The organism is Campylobacter lari subsp. concheus (assembly GCF_008245025.1).
GTDB classification, from domain to species: Bacteria; Campylobacterota; Campylobacteria; order Campylobacterales; family Campylobacteraceae; genus Campylobacter_D; species Campylobacter_D concheus.
The window spans coordinates 1,129,302-1,150,416 of the sequence record NZ_CP043426.1; the positions used below are offsets into that span (position 1 = coordinate 1,129,302).

General features: G+C 30.4%; 19 protein-coding genes and 1 tRNA gene. 7 read left to right on the top strand and 13 right to left on the bottom strand.

The genetic code is table 11. The features are described from left to right. The first annotated feature begins 23 nt into the window (after positions 1-23). Positions 24-389 (top strand): histidine triad nucleotide-binding protein, encoded by a 366-nt coding sequence (locus CLCT_RS05835; RefSeq protein ID WP_039668704.1) that lies wholly within the window; start codon positions 24-26, stop codon positions 387-389. A gap of 17 nt (positions 390-406) precedes the next feature. On the opposite strand, the gene pckA is transcribed toward CLCT_RS05835, so the two are convergent. From pckA to CLCT_RS05860, 5 genes are read right to left on the bottom strand one after another with little or no spacing between them, the layout of a single operon-like run. Further along, on the bottom strand, positions 407-1,981 hold the full coding sequence (pckA, locus tag CLCT_RS05840; protein WP_149062553.1) for a phosphoenolpyruvate carboxykinase (ATP): 1,575 nt from the start codon (positions 1,979-1,981) through the stop codon (positions 407-409). Positions 1,982-1,991: 10 nt separating this feature from the next. Then, positions 1,992-3,776, bottom strand: a complete 1,785-nt coding sequence (locus CLCT_RS05845; RefSeq protein WP_149062554.1) for a biotin/lipoyl-containing protein — start codon at positions 3,774-3,776, stop codon at positions 1,992-1,994. Positions 3,777-3,834: 58 nt separating this feature from the next. Continuing rightward, the gene (locus CLCT_RS05850; RefSeq protein ID WP_149062555.1) at positions 3,835-5,169 is read right to left on the bottom strand and encodes a sodium-dependent transporter; all 1,335 of its coding nucleotides are present in this window, start codon (positions 5,167-5,169) and stop codon (positions 3,835-3,837) included. 9 nt (positions 5,170-5,178) lie between these two features. Further along, entirely contained in the window at positions 5,179-6,516 is a 1,338-nt protein-coding gene (locus CLCT_RS05855; RefSeq protein WP_149062556.1) for a sodium-dependent transporter, read from the bottom strand. A 9-nt stretch (positions 6,517-6,525) separates the two neighbouring features. Further along, positions 6,526-7,878, bottom strand: coding sequence for a sodium-dependent transporter (locus CLCT_RS05860; protein WP_149062557.1), 1,353 nt, complete (start codon positions 7,876-7,878; stop codon positions 6,526-6,528). Between the two features lie 195 nt (positions 7,879-8,073). On the opposite strand from CLCT_RS05860, the gene CLCT_RS05865 reads away from it, so the two are divergent. From CLCT_RS05865 to cetZ, 4 genes are all read left to right on the top strand, one after another. After that, positions 8,074-8,397, top strand: a complete 324-nt coding sequence (locus tag CLCT_RS05865) for a F0F1 ATP synthase subunit C (protein WP_012661906.1) — start codon at positions 8,074-8,076, stop codon at positions 8,395-8,397. Positions 8,398-8,425: 28 nt separating this feature from the next. Then, a tRNA-Leu gene (locus CLCT_RS05870) sits at positions 8,426-8,511 on the top strand. A gap of 18 nt (positions 8,512-8,529) precedes the next feature. Further along, the gene (locus CLCT_RS05875) at positions 8,530-8,964 is read left to right on the top strand and encodes a hypothetical protein (RefSeq protein ID WP_039668710.1); all 435 of its coding nucleotides are present in this window, start codon (positions 8,530-8,532) and stop codon (positions 8,962-8,964) included. A 65-nt stretch (positions 8,965-9,029) separates the two neighbouring features. After that, on the top strand, positions 9,030-10,325 hold the full coding sequence (gene cetZ, locus CLCT_RS05880) for an energy taxis response protein CetZ (RefSeq protein ID WP_149062558.1): 1,296 nt from the start codon (positions 9,030-9,032) through the stop codon (positions 10,323-10,325). Between the two features lie 11 nt (positions 10,326-10,336). Here the strand turns inward: cetZ and CLCT_RS05885 are convergent, their stop codons facing one another. The 8 genes from CLCT_RS05885 to CLCT_RS05920 all read right to left on the bottom strand — a co-directional run bounded on the left by CLCT_RS05885 (position 10,337) and on the right by CLCT_RS05920 (position 18,941). Next, on the bottom strand, positions 10,337-11,500 hold the full coding sequence (locus CLCT_RS05885; protein WP_149062559.1) for a metal-dependent hydrolase: 1,164 nt from the start codon (positions 11,498-11,500) through the stop codon (positions 10,337-10,339). After that, complete coding sequence (locus tag CLCT_RS05890; protein ID WP_149062560.1) at positions 11,497-12,399, bottom strand: NAD(P)H-dependent glycerol-3-phosphate dehydrogenase; 903 nt, start codon at positions 12,397-12,399, stop codon at positions 11,497-11,499. Before CLCT_RS05890 ends, CLCT_RS05885 begins: the two co-directional genes overlap by 4 nt. Before the next feature lie 2 nt (positions 12,400-12,401). Next, a complete protein-coding gene (gene gatB / locus CLCT_RS05895; RefSeq protein WP_039668714.1) occupies positions 12,402-13,820 on the bottom strand; it encodes an Asp-tRNA(Asn)/Glu-tRNA(Gln) amidotransferase subunit GatB in 1,419 nt (472 codons plus the stop codon). Positions 13,821-13,943: 123 nt separating this feature from the next. Further along, positions 13,944-14,624 (bottom strand): F0F1 ATP synthase subunit A, encoded by a 681-nt coding sequence (locus CLCT_RS05900; protein ID WP_039668715.1) that lies wholly within the window; start codon positions 14,622-14,624, stop codon positions 13,944-13,946. 62 nt (positions 14,625-14,686) lie between these two features. After that, positions 14,687-16,195 carry a phytoene desaturase family protein gene (locus CLCT_RS05905; protein WP_149062561.1) on the bottom strand — a complete coding sequence of 503 codons (1,509 nt, stop codon included), beginning with the start codon at positions 16,193-16,195 and terminating at the stop codon, positions 14,687-14,689. Continuing rightward, entirely contained in the window at positions 16,186-17,526 is a 1,341-nt protein-coding gene (gene radA, locus CLCT_RS05910) for a DNA repair protein RadA (protein ID WP_149062562.1), read from the bottom strand. The genes CLCT_RS05905 and radA overlap by 10 nt, the downstream gene beginning before the upstream one ends. Positions 17,527-17,529: 3 nt before the next feature. Further along, positions 17,530-18,396: a signal recognition particle-docking protein FtsY gene (ftsY, locus tag CLCT_RS05915; protein ID WP_149062563.1), complete on the bottom strand. Its 867-nt coding sequence runs from the start codon at positions 18,394-18,396 to the stop codon at positions 17,530-17,532. After that, entirely contained in the window at positions 18,396-18,941 is a 546-nt protein-coding gene (locus CLCT_RS05920) for a TlpA family protein disulfide reductase (RefSeq protein ID WP_149062564.1), read from the bottom strand. The genes ftsY and CLCT_RS05920 overlap by 1 nt, the downstream gene beginning before the upstream one ends. 67 nt (positions 18,942-19,008) lie before the next feature. On the opposite strand from CLCT_RS05920, the gene CLCT_RS05925 reads away from it, so the two are divergent. Next, entirely contained in the window at positions 19,009-19,638 is a 630-nt protein-coding gene (locus tag CLCT_RS05925; RefSeq protein WP_039668719.1) for a 5-formyltetrahydrofolate cyclo-ligase, read from the top strand. Next, positions 19,562-21,115 carry a ribonuclease Y gene (rny, locus tag CLCT_RS05930; RefSeq protein ID WP_039628788.1) on the top strand — a complete coding sequence of 518 codons (1,554 nt, stop codon included), beginning with the start codon at positions 19,562-19,564 and terminating at the stop codon, positions 21,113-21,115. The genes CLCT_RS05925 and rny overlap by 77 nt, the downstream gene beginning before the upstream one ends.

Genomic DNA, 21,115 nt, shown 5'->3' on the forward strand with positions numbered 1-21,115 from the left:
AATAATAAAAAAAGGACTATTAAATGAGAGAAAAAACCGTATTTGAACTAATCGTAGAAGGAAAAATCCCTGCTAATAAAGTTTTAGAAAGTGAAAAATTTTTAGCTTTTCATGATATTAATCCTAAAGCACCTATTCATATTTTAATCATTCCAAAAGAGCATTTTGAAAACTTTCAAGAATTAAGACCTGAATTAATGAGCGAAATGACACAATTCATTCAAGAACTAGCTATTCTTTTAGGGCTTGATAAAAGTGGGTATAGATTAATCACAAATTGTGGAAAAAATAGCGGACAAGAAGTCTTTCATTTACATTTTCATATGTTAGGTGGATTTGAGCTTCCAAAAAATAAAGAAACCCAAATCAATCCTGAATCACTATTCTAAAAAGAGCTTAACTCTTTTTAGATAGCAGGACCAGCTAATTTAAATTCTGCTCCTTCTTTTACATCTTCATAGCGTTTAAAATTTTCTATAAACATTTTTGCAAGCTTTAATTTGGTTTCCTCATAAGCTTTTTTATCTTCCCAAGTATTAATAGGATTTAATAGCTTACTTTCTACACCCGCTAATTCTTTTGGAACTGCAAGATTAAATAAATCATAGTTTTCAAACTCACAATTTTGTATACTACCATCTAAAATCGCATTAATGCAAGCTCTAGTAGCTTTAATACTCATTCTTTTGCCTACGCCATAAGCTCCACCGCTCCAACCGGTATTTACTAGATAAACATTCACTTTATGCTTGCTGATTTTTTCACCTAAAAGTTTTGCATAAACAGTTGGGTGTAATGGCAAAAACACTTCACCAAAACAAGCTGAAAAAGTCGCAACAGGCTCAGTAATACCTCTTTCGGTTCCTGCTACTTTAGCAGTATAACCACTTAGAAAATAATACATTGCTTGTTCTTTACTAAGTTTACTAACCGGAGGTAAAACACCAAAAGCATCTGCCGAAAGGAAAATAATATTACTAGGATGACCCGCGCTAAGACTTGGCTCATGATTTAAAATATGTTCTATCGGATAAGAAACTCTAGTATTTTCAGTTTTAGAACCATCATTAAAATCAACGCTTAAATCATCTTTTAAAACTACATTTTCTAAAAGTGCATTTTGCTTTATAGCTCCATAAATTTCTGGCTCACTTTGAGGGTCAAGGTTAATACATTTTGCATAACAACCTCCTTCAAAATTAAACACACCCTCATCATCCCAACCATGCTCATCATCGCCTATTAATTTTCTTTTTGGATCGGTTGAAAGAGTGGTTTTACCTGTACCGCTAAGTCCAAAGAAAAGCGCCACATCACCTTTTTCTCCAACATTAGCACTACAATGCATAGGAAGTTTATTTTCTAGCGGGAGCCAGTAATTCATCATAGAAAAAATTCCTTTTTTCATTTCTCCACCATACCAAGTCCCACCAATTACTGCTATATTTTTTTCTATATTAAATATAACAAAAACCTCTGAATTTAAACCATCTTTTTCATAGTCTTCATTCGCACATTTGCATGCATTATATACTACAAAATCAGGTTTAAACTCACCAAGATCTTCTTCTTTTGGACGAATAAACATATTTTTTACAAAATGCGCTTGCCAAGCAATTTGTGTTACAAAACGCACAGCTTTACGACTTTTTAACGAAGCACCACAATATGCGTCTTGGATATAAATATCGCTATTACTAAGCTGCTTTTTAGCTTTTGCTAAAAGTTTTTCAAATAATTCCTCGCTAATAGGTTGGTTAATCTTACCCCAAGCAATATATTTTTGCGAAGGATCTTGTTTTACAAAATATTTATCCTTAGGGCTTCTTCCGGTAAAAATTCCCGTATCTACACTAAAGGTACCATTTTTAGTACATACACCTTCATTGTTATTTTTTTCATGTTTTAAAAGCTCATCATAACTAAGATTATGAAAAACTTGTCCGATATTTTCTAAACCCAAATTTTCTAAACCCATCATTTTTACCTCCTTATTTATAAGTCATTAAAACCTGGCCTTCACTTACACTCTCACCAGTATTTACTAAAAGTTCTGCAATTTCTCCATCTTTACTTGCACTAACTTCAATCTCCATTTTCATAGCTTCAAGTACAGCTACAACTTGTCCTGCTTTAACGCTATCATTTTCTTTTACTAAAATTTTAAATACATTTGCATTCATACTCGCAACGATAACATTAGCACTATCATCTACTTGTACTTTTTTCACTTCTGTTTTATCTGAATTTACCTTGACAGCACTTTTAACATTAACATCTCTATCAAAACCTGCACTTACTTCCACATGGTATTTATTACCATTAACTGAAACGGTAAATTGATTTTCATTGATAAAACTTGGTTTTAATTTGCTATTTTTTCTAACATTAACCTTAGCTTCACCTTTTAAGAAAGCTATACCTTTTTCTTTACAAGCTGCAACGATAAAAATATTTTCTTCACTTGTTTCTAAATTTTCTTTTTCCAATAAGTTTTTAATATAAGCTATACTTTTACTCTCATCTGCATCAGCGATATCTGTGGCTAATTTTGTAGTTGGTTCTAATTTTAATTGCTCGCTTGCAAGTTTAATTACTTCAGGATCTGGAGCAACGGGAGTTTTTCCAAAATATCCTAAAACCATCTTACCATACCCATCTGCTATTTTTTTCCAAGGTCCAAACATTACATTATTAAAAGCTTGCTGAAAATAAAATTGCGATACAGGAGTAACCGAAGTACCATAACCACCTTTTTCTACCACTTCTTGCATGGCTTTTATAACTTGAGGAAATTTATCTAAAATATTATTATCTCTCATCATTTGTGTATTAGCAGTTAATGCTCCACCTGGCATAGGTGAAAAAGGTATTAAAGGATTTACTGCTGTTGCTTCAGGTGGTAGAAAATAATCTTTTAAACAATCTTTTAACACTTCTTCGTATTTTAAAATTTTTTCTTCATCCAAACCAAGATCGAAATTGCTTCCCTTTAGAGCATGAAGCATGGTTAAAATATCAGGCTGAGAAGTACCACCACTAACAGGAGCAGCTGCCAAATCTATACCATCAACACCTGCTTCTAAAGCTGCTAAATAGCATGCTATACTTACCCCTGCAGTTTCATGCGTATGCAACCTTATATGCATATTTTCAGGCAAGTTTTTTCTAGCCATTTTAATAACTTCATAAATTTTATTTGGGTTTGAAGTTCCGCTTGCATCTTTAAAACAAATACTATCAAAAGGAATTTGTGCTTGTAGGATTTCTTTTAAAATTCTTTCATAAAAAGGCACATCATGCGCACCTTTACATTTTGGAGGTAAATCCATTAAAGTAATAGTAATTTCATGTTTTAAACCATGCTTAACTATACATTCTCCACTAAATTTCAAATTATTTACATCATTTAATGCATCAAAATTTCTTATGGTAGTTGTACCATGTTTTGCAAACATTTTTGCATGTAAATCAATAATTTCTTTACTACCTGTATCAAGCGCTACAGTATTAACCCCTCTTGCAAGGGTTTGTAAATTTGCTTCTTTTCCAACGATGGTTCTAAATTTATCCATCATTTCAAAGGCATTTTCATTTAAATAAAAAAATAAGCTTTGAAACCTAGCTCCACCGCCAAATTCAAAATGCCTAATATCTGCTTCTTTAGCTGCTTCTAGGGCAGGAAAAAAGTCATTCATCAAAACTCTAGCACCATAAACAGATTGAAAACCATCTCTAAATGTGGTATCCATCACATCAATTAATTTTTTAGCCATAATTTTTCCTTATTTTTGCATCTTTGCAATTATAACCTTACTTTCTTAAAAAATAAATTTATAAAATTTGATTTAACATAATGACAATAATCGCAACAGGCGCAACAAATCTGAGTAAAAAATACCATATTTCAAAAATACTTTTACTCATAAATTTAGAAAACAAATTATAGATTTTCATTTTATCTACAAAAAATCCTGCAAAAATAGCACTAGTAATAGCTCCAAGTGGGAGCATAAAATTAGAAGTTAATTTATCCAAAATATCAAAAAAACTTAGACCAAAAAAGCTAAAACTAGCCCCATAACTAGCACTAAAAGATAAAATACAACTCATCCCTAAAAGAAAAACTACAAAACCTATAAAAACCAAAGCTTTTTTTCTTGAAATTTTATATTCATTCACAAGATAAAAAGTAAAAGGTTCTATCATAGAAACCGCTGAAGTAATTCCTGCAAAAAATAAAGCCAAGAAAAAATAAAAGGCTAAAAAATGCCCAAAAATAGCACCTAAGTTAGAAAATAAAGTCGTTAAAGATATAAATACAAGTCCAGCACCTTCTGCGGGATTGGCATTAAATTTAAATATAAAAGTAAATACAATAAGCCCCATCATTAAGCCTATACTGATATTTAAAAGCACAATTATGGCTGAACTTGTGATTAAATTTGTATCATCTTTTAATGAAGCTGCGTAAGTAGTAATACAACCTATACCTAAACATAAGGTAAAAAAAGCAAGACCTAAAGCTGTTAAAACCGAGTTTAGATTAAGTTTAGTAAAATCAGGATAAAACAAATAAACGAAAGCTTCTTTAAAACCATCTTGAAAAAAACAATACACTAGCATTAAAACAAGCATGATAAATAAACTTGGCATGATCCAAACATTAAGTTTTTCTATACCACTTTTAACCCCTCTTGAGACAACAAACAAGGTAAGAAAAAAAGCAATTAAAAAATACAAACTACTTTCTAAAATACTATTTTGTATTAAATTTCCAAATAAAGCTCCTGCCTCTTGGGTATTGCTAGGCAGATAATAAATAGAAGTTATCATGTATTTTAAAACCCAACCCATAATAACAAGATAAAAAGATAATACAAAAATTCCACCAAGCATAAAAAATCCTGCAAATTTCCATTTTTGAGCATATTTAGTTGCTAAGCTTTTATAAGCATTTACAGGATCACTTTGACTTAATCTTCCCATAGCAATTTCAGCCAAAAATACACAAAATCCCACACTAATAGTCAAAAGCAAATACAAAAGCACAAAAGCAAAACCACCATTTTGCCCTACTAAGGTTGGAAACTTCCAAGCATTTCCAAGCCCTATAGCCCCACCTGCAACAGCTAATACAAAGCCTATTTTAGAAAATTTATCATTCATTTTAATGCCTTAGAAAAAAAGTTGTCTAGCCATGATTAAAATCACTGCTAATGGAGAAATATATCTTAAAAAGATATACCAAATTTCAAAATATACCCCACGCATAAATGGCTGAAATAAAATTTGCAAAGCTTCTTTTTTAAGTACAAAACCCACAAAAAATGCTGTAATTAAAGCAGAAATTGGCATTAATAAATTTTGTATGAAAAAGTCTAAAATATCAAAAAAACTTTTTCCAAAGAAATTTAAGCTTGGCGCGCTTACATGATAAAAAGAAAGTATAGATAAACTTCCAAGAAAATAAACAATCACACCTACAAAAACCAAAGCTTTTTTTCTTGAAATTTGATAACGATTTATAAGATAAAAAGTAAAAGGTTCTATCATGGAAATAGCTGAAGTAATCCCTGCAAAAAACAAAGCTATAAAAAAAGCTATAGCTAAAACATTTCCTAAAAATCCTAATTTTGCAAAAAGTGTTGTTAATGATATAAATATAAGCCCTGGACCTTGTTGGGTAGGATCAGCCCCAAATTCAAATATAAAAGTAAACACAATAAGTCCCATCATTAAGCCAATGATAGTATTAATGATGATAATATTTAAAGCACTACTTATAAAATTTGTTTTTTCAGGCAAGCTTGCTGCGTAAGTTAAAATCACACAAACACCCAAAGACATACTAAAAAATGCAAGCCCTAGTGCATCTAATATAGAATTAACACTTAATTTTGAAAAATCAGGTACAAACAAAAACTCACTTGCCTTGGAAAAACCATCCATACTAAAAGAATATCCAAGCATTAAAATAAGTAATATAAATAAGCTTGGCATCATCCAAACATTAAGCTTTTCTATACCGCTTTTAATACCTTTTGATACTACATAAAAAATCACTATAAACACAAAAGTAAAGCATACAAATTGAGATAAAACATCATTAGAAAGTAAATTTCCAAAAATAGCACCTGCTTCATTTGTATCTTTAGGTAGTTCAAAAAACCCAAAATAAGCATATTTTGCTATCCAACCTATAACAACACTATAAAAAGACACTAAAATAATAGCACCAAGCATAAAAAATCCCGCAAGTGACCATGCTTTTTTATTTTTTGGTGCTAAAGTATAATAAGCATTTACAGGATCTTTTTCGCTGAGTTTTCCTATGCTAAGTTCTGCTAAAAATATCACAAAAGCCACACCCAAAGTTAAAAGTAAATACACCACTACAAAAGCTGAACCGCCATTATTACCCACTAAAGTTGGAAATTTCCAAGCATTTCCAAGCCCAACAGCTGAACCTGCCACTGCTAATACAAAACCTATTTTAGAAAATTTATCATTCATATTTTAACCTTAAAAAAATAATTGTTTTACCATGATTAAAATCACCGCTAAAGGTGAGATATATCTTACAAAAAAATACCAGCACTCAAAGTATTTACCCCTCATATAAGGATAAAATAAAGTTTGCAAAGCCTCTTTTTTAAGCACAAAACCTACGAAAATTGCACCAAATAATCCGCCCAAAGGCATCATTAAATTTGAAGCTACAAAATCTAATATATCAAAAAAACTTTTTCCAAAAAATTCTAAAGAATCTTTACTCCACTCAATTCCTGATAAAATACATAAACTTCCTAAAAAATATACAATGAAAGCTATAAAAACCAAAGCTTTTTTTCTTGAAATTTGATAACGATTTATAAGATAAAAAGCAAAAGGTTCTATCATAGAAACCGCCGAAGTAATTCCTGCAAAAAATAAAGCTATAAAAAAAGCTATAGCTAAAATATTTCCCAAAGGCAAAAAGCCTATTGGATCAATATTTGAAAATAAACTCATCAAAGATACAAAAATCAAACCTGGACCTTGTTGAGCTGGATCTCCATTAAATTCAAACATAAAAGTAAATACAATCAGTCCCATCATAATACCAATGATAATATTAATAATTATAATATTAATAGTACTTGTAATGAAATTTGTTTTATCAGGTAAACTTGCAGAATAAGTTATAATTGAACCCACTCCGATAGATAAAGAAAAACAAGCAAGACCCAATGCACTCAAAAATGCTCCTACTCCGAGTTTAGAAAAATCAGGAGAAAACAAAAACTCACTCGCCTTAGAAAAACCATCCATACTAAAAGAATATCCAAGCATTAAAATAAGTAATATAAATAAGCTTGGCATCATCCAAACATTAAGCTTTTCTATACCGCTTTTAATACCTTTTGATACTACATAAAAAATCACTATAAACACAAAAGTAAAGCATACAAATTGAGATAAAACATCATTAGAAAGTAAATTTCCAAAAATAGCACCACTTTCTTCTATGCTTTTTGGTAAAGGAAAAAATCCAAAATAAGCATACCTCACAATCCATCCTATAATCACACTATAAAAAGAAACAATCAAAATGGCACCTATTAAAGAAAAACCGACTATAGACCACGCTCTTTTATGTTTTGGCGCTAAAGTATAATAAGCATTTACAGGATCTTTTTCACTAAGTTTTCCTATGCTAAGTTCTGCTAAAAATATTACAAAACCTACACCCAAAGTCAAAAGCAAATATAAAAGCACAAAGGCTGAACCACCATTTTGTCCTACTAAAGTTGGAAACTTCCAAGCATTTCCAAGCCCAACAGCTGAACCTGCCACTGCTAATACAAAACCAATTTTAGAAAATTTATTATTCATAAAATAACCTTAATGTTTAAAAACTATAAAAAGTTTTAATGTAGCTAAAAAAAACTTTAATTTATTTTAAAACATACTTAATTAATTTAAATTTCAATAATTTTAAAGCTATATTGATATATAATTTTAACTTTATAAATCACAAGTAGGGATACGCAAGCCGAAAGGATTTAAATTTTATATCGAGGAAATACTATGAAAAAAATCGTATTTTTAATGCTAGCTTTAAGTGGTTTTGCATTTGCAGCCGAAGGTTCTATGAATCAATGGTTAGCTTCTTTTTCTATCTTAGCAGCAGGTTTAGGACTTGGTGTTGCAGCTTTAGGTGGTGCTATTGGTATGGGTAATACTGCAGCAGCAACTATAGCAGGTACTGCTAGAAACCCTGGTCTTGGTGGTAAATTAATGACTACTATGTTTATTGCTTTAGCGATGATTGAAGCTCAAGTTATTTATGCACTTGTTATTGCTCTTATCGCTCTTTATGCTAACCCATTCCAAGCATTAGTAGCAGCTTAATTATAAAAGCCCTTTTTTAGGGCTTTATGCGGTTATGGTGGAACTGGTAGACACGCCATCTTGAGGGGGTGGTACGCTCAGCGTGTGCGAGTTCAAATCTCGCTAACCGCACCATTTAAGGAATTTTAAAAAATGGTTTTCTATCTCTTAATTAGTGCAATAGCTTTTTTAATTCTTTTTTTTTCTATTAAAAAATATACATTAAAATTAGATGAACAAGCCTTACTTGAACCCATTAAAAATGATATCTATCCTGAGTTTTGTGATCTTATTAACGAAGAAATAAGAAATATTAAAAATAGTCTTTTACAAAACACTTTTACGCTTCAAAATGAAAATAATAAAGATAAATTTTTAGAAAATTTAAGTAATATGAGCAGAAAGCTTAACCATATTCAAACTATGAATTTAAGTAAAAAAAGCAATGCTTTATGGGAAGAGGCTCTTTTTGGGTTTTTAAAAGAACTCGAAAAACTTAATGAACAATACTTAAAAAATAGTGATGAGATTAATGATTCGATAAGAACTTCTTTGCAAGAAAAATTTTCTAATTTAACAAAAAACTAACACAAACAAATTTTTTATTTCAAAAAACACTTTATAATTTTAAACTATTTTTACAAAGGAAATTCATGTTTGTCAATAAGAAAAAAATCAATGAGCAAATTACTCAATTAGAACAATCTAATCAATCTTTTCAAGATATACTTAATGCTATAAGTAAAACTATGGCGATGATAGAATTTCAAACAGATGGAACCATCATTAGTGCTAATGAAAATTTTCTAAAAACTATGAATTACTCTCTAGATGAAATTAAAGGAAAACACCATAGTATGTTTTGCTTACCTGAGGTAGTAAAGTCTCAACATTATAGTGATTTTTGGAAAGATTTAAAAAGTGGTAAATCAAGAAATGGTCTTTTTAGACGCATCGCAAAGGGAGGAAAAGACATTTATCTTGAAGCTAATTATCTTCCTATTTTAGATCAAAATAACAAAATATACAAGGTTATTAAATTTGCCAATGACATTACTCAAAGACACTATGAGATGCTTGATTTAAAAAATACCATAGATGCGGCTAATCGTTCTATGGCGATTATTGAATTTAATCCTTATGGAGAAATTCTAAATGCTAATGAAAATTTCACTCAAACAATGGGTTATTCACTAAGCGAAATCAAAGGAAAACACCATAGTATGTTTTGCGAGGAAAAGTTTAGAAACTCAAAAGAATATACAATTTTTTGGGAAGAATTAAGAAGTGGTAAATTTCAATCAGGAAAATTTATACGCTTTGGTAAAAATAATAAACTAATCCACCTAGAAGCAAGTTATAATCCTATTAAAAATGATGATGGAAAAATTTATAAAGTTATTAAATTTGCAACAGATATTACCGAGCAGGTTGTAAGAGATGAGGAAAAATTAAAGCTCATTAGTGAGCTTGCAGAACAAAATGATAATTTAACCCAAGAAGGTGATAGTGTTATAGAAAATACAGTTCAAAATATTCAAAATATTGCTGAGATGATGAATAATAGTAGTAATTTAGTTTCATCATTAAATGAACAATCAGAAGAAATTAAAAATATCATTCAAACCATTAGTGATATAGCAGATCAAACCAATCTTTTAGCGCTAAATGCTGCCATAGAAGCAGCACGTGCCGGAGAACATGGACGTGGTTTTGCTGTGGTTGCTGATGAAGTTAGAAATCTAGCTGAAAGAACTGGACATTCAGTAAATGAAATTACTACCACCATTAATTCTATCAGAAATGTAACAGCTGAAGTGGTACAAAGTATAAAAGATGGCTTAAGTGGTGTAAATCAAAGCGTGGATTTAGCTAAAGAAGCCAGAGAATGCATGGAAAAAATTAGAAATAGCTCAGCTCAAGTAGCACAAGCTATGCAGGATAAATAAGAGTTTTTAGCTTAAAAGCTAAAAACCTTTCCCGCTATAAAGCTTTTTTCTACCTTACCTTGCAAGGTATCATTTGCATATAAACCTTTCCCTTTAAAAGAAAGATTTTCTTCAAATACAACTAAATCAGCATCAAAACCAAGTTCTATTTTACCTTTGTTTAATCCTAAAAATTGCGCTTGATTATAACTTGTAAAATCACATAATTCTTTCCAAGTTAAAATACCTTCTTTTACTAAATATGTAAAACATAAACTCATATATATAGCTATAGCATTAACTCCAAAATCTGCTTCATCAAAAGCTAAATCTTTTTTAGTGCTAGGAGTATGCAAAGAGCTTAAGAAAGTAATTTTTTTATCTTGAAGTAATTTTTTAAGACTTATTAATTCATTTTTTGCTCTTAGTGGAGGTAAAATTTTTGCTTGAGTATTGAAATTTTCGCAAGCACTTTCATCTTTGATTAAATGATGAATTGAAATTTCACTATATTGATCATGTAATAATTCAAATGATCTTGCAATTGCTAAAGAGTTAAAACAAGCTTTGTTTTTATAAAACTCTACTAATTCTTTCATTTTTACTACTTCACTAGTCTCAGCTATATCGCTGATTCCTATAAGTCCTAATTCAAAGCTTGTTTGTCCATCATTCATTACCCCATGATCATCAAAACTCTCATCAAAACACTTTAAAAACACCGGAGTTGATTTCATATTAGCATATTGCATACACTGTCTTAAATAATTTGCACCTAAAGTACTTGAAAGCTCCAAACCTTTTGCACCCATATCAATTAAGGTAGCAATATTTTTTAATTTTTCTGTTTTATCTAATACATTAATAGTAGGCAAAATATTAATATCTAAAGATTTTAACTTATCAAAATAAAGTGCATAACCTTGAGTGTTAACTTCTAAACTATCTTTTAAAACAATAGTCCCTACCCCACCTTTTAAGCATGCTTTTTCAAGATCATATAATTTATCTATACTAAATTCATTATCAAGTAAACTAACATTTAAATCAATAAACGAAGGAAGTAAAGTCTTGCCTTTTATATCAATAATATACTCATCATCATTTAAATCATTAGTAATTTGAGTGATTTTTCCATCTTCTATTTTAAGATCAAGTACTTGTTCACCGTAAATTTTTGCATTTTTGATAATCATGATATTTCCTCCTTTGATGACATCAAATCTTTCAAAGACTCCCAGGCATTCTTACCCTCTAGCATTAAAACCACTTCATTAACAATCGGAGTATAAATTTGAAATTGCTTTGATAAGGCATGTATAGCATAAGCAGTTTGCACTCCTTCGGCTACCTCTCCAAGCTCCATTAAAATATCTTTTATATTTTTATCACTAGCCAAACTCAAACCTACCCTATAATTTCTTGATAGATTACTAGAAGCTGTTAAAAATAAATCTCCAGCTCCACTAAGTCCTAAAAATGTTTCTTCTTTAGCGCTAAAAAACTGCCCAAAACGGTGCATTTCCACTAAGCCTCTTGAAACCAAAGAAGCTCTTGCATTATTACCTAATTTTAAGCCGTCGCAAACCCCGCTTGCAATTGCTAAAACATTCTTATAAGCACCACAAATTTCAGCACCTTTAACATCAGAACTGGTATAAGTTTTAATATAATTTGGAAAAAAACTTGCAAATTCATTGCAAAGTTCTTGATTTTTACCGCTAATAACCAAAGCACAAGGTTTTTTTTCTAGCACTTCACTTGCAAAAGAAGGTCCACTTAAAAAACAAAGTCTATCACTACTTATGAACCCACCAAAAACCTCATCCATAAATTTTAAACTTTTGCAATCAATACCCTTAGAAGCTACAAGAATTTTTTGATTTAAATCTTTAAAATTATTTACAAGCCACTCATGTATTCCTTGAGCATATAAAGCAAAAACTAAATATTCATACCCTAAAGCTTCTTTGGTGCTAACAAAATAAGAAAGATCTTTTTTGCGAAAAGAAGTTATCACACATTCATTTTTAACACTCAATGCATCATATAAAGCACTTCCCCATTTTCCTGCACCAATAACTGCTATTTTCATATTTAACCAAGTTTTGATTTTAAAATTTCATTTACCTTAGCAGGATTAAATGCACCCTTGCCTGCTTTCATTGCCTGACCGACAAAGAAACCAAAAAGTTTATCTTTACCACTTTTATATTCAGCTACCTTATCTTCATTGTTTGCTAAAATTTCATCAACAATCTTTTCAATAGCACCATCATCGCTGACCTGTTTTAAACCAAGTTTTTCAATAGCATCATCAATTTCAACTTCTGTATTTTCAAACACATAAGCTAAAATATCCTTACCTGCTTTAGCACTAATAACACCTTCTTCTATACGTTTGATTAAAACAGCTAATTTTTCTTGTTTTATAGGTGAGTTTTCTATAGTTAACTCACCTTTTAAAAGTCCCATTAACTCAGTCGTAAGCCAAGTAACACAAAGTTTTGGGTTTAATTTTTGATCAATTAAATACTCAAAATACCTACAAAGTTCTAATGAAGAAACAATCACTTCACTATCACTTTCTTTAACACCTAATTCACTAATAAATCTAGCTTTTTTCTCATCAGGAAGTTCTGGTATATCTTGACTTAGCATTTCATCATCTAAAATTACAGGTAAAAGATCAGGATCAGGGAAATATCTATATTCGGCAGAATCTTCCTTGCCTCTCATACTTCTAGTAACTAAATTAACCGTATCAAATAATCTTGTTTCTTGCACAACTTCTTGATCGTATTTTCCATCTTCCCAAGCTTCACTTTGGCGTTTTACTTCATACTCAATCGCCTTTTGGATAAAACGGAATGAATTTAAATTTTTAATCTCCACTCTAGTATAAAGTTTATCATCACCCTTTGGACGAATACTAACATTAGCATCACATCTAAAACTACCTTCTTGCATATTTGCATCTGAAATATCTAAAAATCTTATAATAGAATGAAGTTTTTTCAAATAAGCCACTGCTTCATCAGAACTTCTAAGTTCCGGCTCGCTAACGATTTCAAGCAAAGGCGTGCCTGCTCTATTTAAATCTACTTTTGAAAAATTACTTTCATGTATATTTTTTCCTGCATCTTCTTCTAAATGAGCTCTAGTAATACCTATGCGTTTATTTTCTCCATTTACATTAATAAACAGTTCACCATTTTCTACTATAGGAATATCAAATTGCGAAATTTGGTAAGCTTTTGGTAAATCAGGATAAAAATAATTTTTTCTATTAAAAATACTTTTTTTATTTATAGTTGCATTAACTGCTTTTCCAAATGCTATAGCTTTTTTCACTGCTTCTTGATTTAATACAGGCAAAGCACCCGGTAAAGCTAAACATGTTGGGCATACATTAGTATTTGATTTTTCTCCAAAAGAAGTTGCACATGAGCAAAAGATTTTTGTTTTGGTATTTAATTGTGCATGAACTTCAAGTCCTATAACAACTTCAAACATTAAAATTTTCCTTAGAATTTTTTGTTTATTCTAGCGTTTTTTATTTCAAAAAGAGTTTAAAAAAGAATAAAAGAAGAATATTAAAAAAGAAAAAAGCAAAAAATATTTTTTGCTTTTTAAAAATTAATGATGTTCATCAACTACAGTTGCACCTGCTAAATAAACATAAGTTAAAATCATAAAAATAAAAGATTGTAAAAATGCCATAAAAGTTAAAAGCATATAAGCAGGTAGTGGTGCAACCCAAGGCACAAGAGCTAAAATAACTGCTAAGAATAAATCATCTCCTTTAATATTACCAAATAAACGGAAAGATAAAGAAATAACTCTTGAAAAATGAGAAACCACTTCTATAGGAAACATTAAAGGTGCTAGAATTTTAACAGGCCCCATAAAATGTGCAAAATACTTAAAAAATCCTTGAGTTCTAATGCCTTCAAAATGATAATACACAAATACTATAATAGCCAAAGAAGCGCTAAAATTTAAACTAGCACTTGGAGCTTCAAAACCTGGTATGATTCCTATGATATTACTAAAAAACACCATAAAACCTATAGTTGCAACTAAAGGCAAGTATTTTCTAGCAGCTTCATCACTACCCATGGTATCTCTACCCATGCTTAAAATGCCTTCCATATAAGCTTCAGCTAAATTCTGACTACCTCTTGGGACAATTTGCATGGATCTTGTAGCAAGTTTTGCTAAAATCAAAGAAATCACAACCACTATACCCAAATGAAAAAAGTATGCAAAAGTGTGACTAGAATCTATAAAAGAACTAAATAAAAATAAATCTTTCATTAAAAATCCTTAGCAGAATAAATATTTCAAAGCTAATATTATAAAAAAAAATTGCTTATATTTTAATGAAAATTCATTTTATTAGCACAAAAATATCCACCCAAAACCACACCTGTAAAACCACCTCCAGGAAATATAAAAGCATTAGCAAAATATAAATTTTCTATACTTTTACTTTTGTAATGCAATCTATATTTAGCCCCTTCTTGATCTTGAGAAAATCCATAAATTGTGCCCTCGTAAGCTTTAGTATATCTTTGTATAGTTTTTGGCGTAGCTAATTCTTGATGGATTAAGTGTGAGCTTAAATTTGGAAATATCTCATCTAGTCTTTGCACTATAGCTTTTAATACTTCTTCTTTTTTAGCTTTATAATCTTGCTTATTTAAATCCCATTCACTATAATTTGAACTAAAGGCTATAGCACCTATGCATTTATCGCTAGCTAAGCCACTATCAATTTTAGAATAACTCACAAAAGCCATAGGTCTTTTTTTGATATCTAGTTTTAAAATATTAGTATTTTCATATGAGCTATTTAAAAAATCATCTTCAAATATAAAATTGCAATAATCCATATTTTCATAAATTTTAGAAATATCTTTATCATAAATAAAATAAGCACTTACCAAAGAACAAGCGCGCTTTTTAGACTCTATTGCTTTGATTTCTTGGATTAAATTTAAATCTTTAAGCAAGTCTTTATATACGATTAAAGGATCACAATTTGCAATGATATTTTGCGCATGGATGGCGTGTTTTTGATTATTTTGAATGTATTCTACTCCATAAGCTTTTTGATCTTTTGTGAGTATTTTAACAACTTCAGCCTTGGCTAAAACCTGTCCTTGATTTTCTTTGATAACCTCAGCCAAAGCATCACTTAAAGCTTGCGAGCCACCTTTAATATACACCCCACCATCATAATAATGCTTTTGAGCAATACTATGAAAACTAAAAATAAATTCTTTACTATCATGATGATAATAACTCATATTTGCATTTAAAATCTTTTTTAGCTTATCATTTTTAATATAAGCATTTAAAATATCATAAACCTTTTTATTAAACAATCTATTTTTGATAAATATCCAAGAAGTGCTAAATGGAAATAACAATAATTCACTTAATTTTAAATCCCAAGGAAATCTTCGAATAGCATAAGCTTGCGTTTTTATAGCTTTAAAATACTTATCAATACCTTTGCATTCTTGTGGAAATTCTTTTTTCAAAACCTCTTTTATTTTTTCTATACCATGAGGCAAAGTTAGATTATAATTTTTGCTTTTAATACTCCATGCGCTTGGTAAAGGTAAAATTTCAATTTTATTCTTTATACCAAGTTTTTCAAAAACCAAATGCTTCATGTCAGTTTTTACTTCACCTAGATCCATCTCATGAAGCCCCGCATCAATCAAAACGCCTTTTCTTTGAAAACAAGTAGCACAACCGCCAATTAAAGAATGCTGTTCTAAAACTAAAACTTTTTTACCATTTCTAGCTAAAAAAGCACCTGCGCTTAAGCCTCCAAGTCCTGAACCTATAATGATTACATCAAATTTTACATCCATTCTAAAACTTCACGCAATTCTTTAGCTACAAAACATTTTAAACCAAGTTCTTCCATAGGTTTTACAGGCACTATGGCATTTTTAAATTTTTGCATTTTAGCTTCTTTTAAACGCACATCAAGCGAAAATACTTCTTTAATCTCACCATTTAAACTAAGCTCACCCACAAAAACACTATCTTTGCTTAAAGGACGGTTTTTAAAACTTGAAATAATCGCTGCAACCACCGCTAAATCTGCCGCAGTTTCGCTAATTTTTACCCCACCACTTACATTAATAAACACATCATAATGACCCAAAGGAATTTCAAGCTTTCTCTCAAGTAAAGCTATGAGCATATCTAAACGATTTTTTTCATAGCCTGTTGCACTGCGTTTTGGATAAGCACTCTCGCAAACTAAGGCTTGAATTTCTAACACTAAAGCTCTACTTCCCTCCATTATCACACTTAAAGCACTACCACTTGCTGCCTTACCACGCGTAAAAAATCTATTAGCTATATCTTTAGCACTAATTAAACCCTTAGAAGTCATTTCAAAAATACCAACTTCAGAAATATTTCCAAAACGATTTTTAAAACCTCTTAAAATCCTTATTTCTTTATTAGCATCACCTTCAAAATAAAGCACCACATCTACCATATGCTCTAAAATTCTAGGTCCAGCTATAGCCCCATCTTTAGTAATATGGCCTATGATAAAAGTGCTAATATTATTAGCCTTAGAATAGCGCATTAACTCAAAAGTAATTTCTCTAACTTGGGTGATACTACCTGCTGCTGAAGTAATTTTGTTAGAATATAAAGTTTGAATAGAATCAATAATTAAAATTTCATAATCTTTTTTAGAAAGCTCACTTAAAATATCTTCCAAGCAAAGTTCAGTAAGTAAAAATAAATTCTCACAATTTGCATTCAAACGATCTGCACGTAGTTTGATTTGAGATTTACTCTCCTCTCCACTTACATAAAGTACTTTTTTACCGCTTTTAGCCAAATTGGAAGCAATTTTTAATAAAAGTGTGGATTTTCCAACCCCAGGTGAACCCCCAATTAACACCAAAGAACCCACAACAAGCCCACCACCCAAAACTAAATCAAGTTCATTATCATCAGTGCTAATACGTGTAAAATTTTCTGCTATAACATCATTTATACATACTGCAGAACTTGGAGTGTTTGATAGTGAATTTAACTCTTTTAAAACCTTAATTTGTTCTTGCTTTAACTCAACAAAACTATCCCAAGAGCTACATTCAGGACATTTGCCTAGCCATTTACTTTGTTGATTTCCACAAGCTTGACATTCAAATAAAATTTGTTTTTTAGCCATAAATTATGCAAAAATCTCTTCAACTAAAGTTTTAACATATTCATTAGGATTAAACTCATGAATTTGTCCTAGCTGCTCCCCTACTCCTACATATAAAATAGGAAGCTCAAGCTCTCTTGCTATGCTAAATAAAGCTCCACCTTTTGCGGTTCCATCAAGTTTTGTAATAATCACTCCATCTAGTTTTACTAAATCATTAAAAGCTTTTGCTTGCAAAATTCCTGCCACACCTTGAGTACCATCAAGCACAAGAATTTTTCTATGAGGAGCTCCCTGCATAGCTTTATCGCTTATACGAACGATTTTTTCAAGCTCATTTGCAAGATTTTTTTGATTTTGCAAGCGTCCTGCTGTATCTAAAATAACCCTATTATAGTTTTTCGCTAAAGCTTTAGAAATAGCATCATAAGCAACAGCTGAAGGATCATGTCCTTGTGAAGTAGCTATGATATCTATATCTAATTTTTGCGCCCATAATTTTAACTGCTCTATAGCTCCCGCCCTAAAAGTATCACAAGCTCCAAGTATAACTTTTTCACCATTTTCTTTATGCAAATGTGCCATTTTAGCAATGCTTGTGGTCTTACCCACTCCATTTACACCTAAAATCAAATCCACAAAAGGTTTGGCATTAGCAAGTTCTGGTTTATCATAAATAAAATAAGTCCCCATAACACGCTCTAAATCAGCCTTTTTGACCTCATCATTTGGAGGAAGATAATAAATAATCTCTTCAACTATTTCATACGCCACATCAGCTTCTAAAAGCATTTCTTCAAGCAAATCTTTGGTAATGATTTTATTTGAAGCCTTAACTAAATGAATACTTTCTAAGGTTTTTTTCAAACCATTTTTTAAAAATCCAAACATCACATTATCGCTTTTTGTATATCTATATCTAGCATTTCTTCAGGAATTATCCCCAAATACTCTTTAATCTTTTCACCTTTTGTATTAAACAACACCATTGTTGGAATAGAACTGACATTTAAAACTTTAGAAAAAACAAAATTATTCTCTCCTATAGCTACTGGAAATTTCATTTTTTCATCTTCTATAAAAGTTAATATTTCTTGCTCCTTATTCTCTTCCAAAAAAAGCGCTATTACTTCAAATCTATCTTGATATTTATTATTTAGATTATTTAAATGTGGAATTTGAGCCTTGCAAGGTGTACACCAAGTCGTAAAAAAAACAAACAACTTAGCTTTAGTTGTATCATCAAAATTAAATGCTTGCTCATGATATTTCACATACATTTTTCCACCATCTAAAAATTTTAAAGTAAAATCAGTATTTTCACTTTGAGTTAAACTTGCATTGTCTGTATTTTCAGTGCTAAAATTTTCTTTATCACTAGAACATGAAGTAAAAAATATCATAATAAAAATTACTAAAAAAATTTTAAATTTCAAGTCTTATCCTTATGATTTTTTAAGCTTAAAAGTATAACATAAAAAGTTAAAAACTTTAAGGAAAGCCTTGATAAAAAACAATTTTAGAATAAAACAAAAATCCAAAATGCATTTAAAATTAAAATATCAATACAAAAGGGATTTTTTGGTTTTTCAAGAAATAAAGAAAATTCTAAATTTATACAAAAATTGTAAAAACATCCTTATATATATCCCTTTAAAATATGAAATTAATCTTTATAAATTCAGACATTTTCTAACAAAAAAATATCAAATTTTCGTCCCATTTATGCAAGATAAAAGTTTAAAGGTAGTAAAATTAAGATTAGCTCTTGAAAAAAAGAGCTTTGGGGTGTATGAGCCAAAAGATTCTTTTTTGCAAACTCGCATTGATGTTGCGATTATTCCTGTAATAGGCGTAGATGCAAAGTTAGGAAGAATCGGTCATGGTCAAGGTTTTTACGATAGGTTTTTTGAAAGCATTTCTTATAAAAAACCTTTGGTTGTTTTTACACAAATGATTGATGCAAAATCTGATCAATTTTTTAGCCAAGATCATGATATAAAGGGAAATTTTTATATAAACCCTTATAAAAAATATTTTAGGAAAGTTAAAAACAATGATAGAAATATTAGTCGCATTAATAGCCGTTTTTATAGGCGGAGGGATTGGATATATAGTCGCCAAAAAGATTAATGATGCAAATTTCAATATCTTTTTAGAGCAAGCAAAAGCAAAAGCAAAAGCCATTGAATATGAAGCTGAACTAACACTTAAAGATGCCAAAAATTCAGTTGCTGAAGCTGAATTTGCAGCAAAGAAAAAATTTGATGAAAAAATTCAAAAACTACAAAAAGAACATTCTATTAAACTAGAAGAGCTTAATAAAAAAGAACAAAATCTTCATTATCAAGAAAAACTTCATGAGGAAAATAAAAACAAGTTAGCAAAAGAGCAACAAGCTATAAAAGCTTTACACGAGGAAAATGAAAATTTAAAACAAAATTATGAGACAAAGCTTAGTGAAGTATTAAAAATTCTTGAACATTCAGCTGGTCTTACACAAGAAGAAGCAAAAAATATAGTTTTACAAAAAGTAGAAGAAAATTCAAGAGCTGAGATTGCTCATATTGTTAGAAAATATGAAGAAGAAGCTAGAAATGAAGCTAAAAGAAAGGCTAATTTTATCCTAGCACAAGCTACTTCAAGATTTGCAGGGGAATTTGCCGCTGAAAGATTAATCAATGTAGTAAATATCAAAAATGATGAGCTAAAAGGTCGTATTATAGGTAAAGAAGGGAGAAATGTTAAAACCTTAGAAATGGTTTTGGGTGTTGATATTATCATCGATGATACACCTGGAGCAATTATAGTAAGTTGTTTTAATCTATATAGACGTGCCATTGCTACAAAGGTGATTGAACTTTTAGTTGAAGATGGAAGAATACAACCTGCAAAAATAGAAGAAATTCATGAAAAAGTTTGTAAAGAATTTGAAGATAATATCTTAGAAGAAGGTCAAACTATAGTAATGGATTTAGGACTTAATAATATACATCCTGAAATTGTCAAATTAATAGGAAAATTAAGATATAGAGCAAGTTATGGCCAAAATGCTCTAGCACATTCTTTAGAAGTGGCGCATTTAGCTGGAATTATAGCAGCTGAGTGTGGTGGGGATGAAAAATTAGCAAGAAGAGCTGGGATTTTACACGATATAGGCAAGGCTTTAACGCATGAATTTGAAGGTTCTCATGTGGATTTAGGAGCTGAACTTTGCAAAAGATACAAAGAACATCCTGTTGTGATTAATGCAATTTATGCTCATCATGGGCATGAAGAAGCTATTAGCATAGAATCAGCTGCAGTTTGTACAGCAGATACACTAAGCGCTGCACGCCCTGGTGCAAGACGTGAAGTTTTAGAAGCCTTCTTAAAAAGAGTGAGCGAACTTGAAGACATAGCAAAGAGTAAAGAAGGTGTTAAAAAAGCTTATGCCATTAATGCAGGTAGGGAAATTAGAGTTATTGTTAATGCAAAATTAGTCAATGATGATGAATCTGTCCTTTTAGCTAAAGAAATAGCTGAAGAAATTCAAGAAAAAGTTCAATACCCTGGCGAAATAAAAGTCAATGTCATCAGAGAGCTTAGAGCAATTGATTTTGCAAGATAA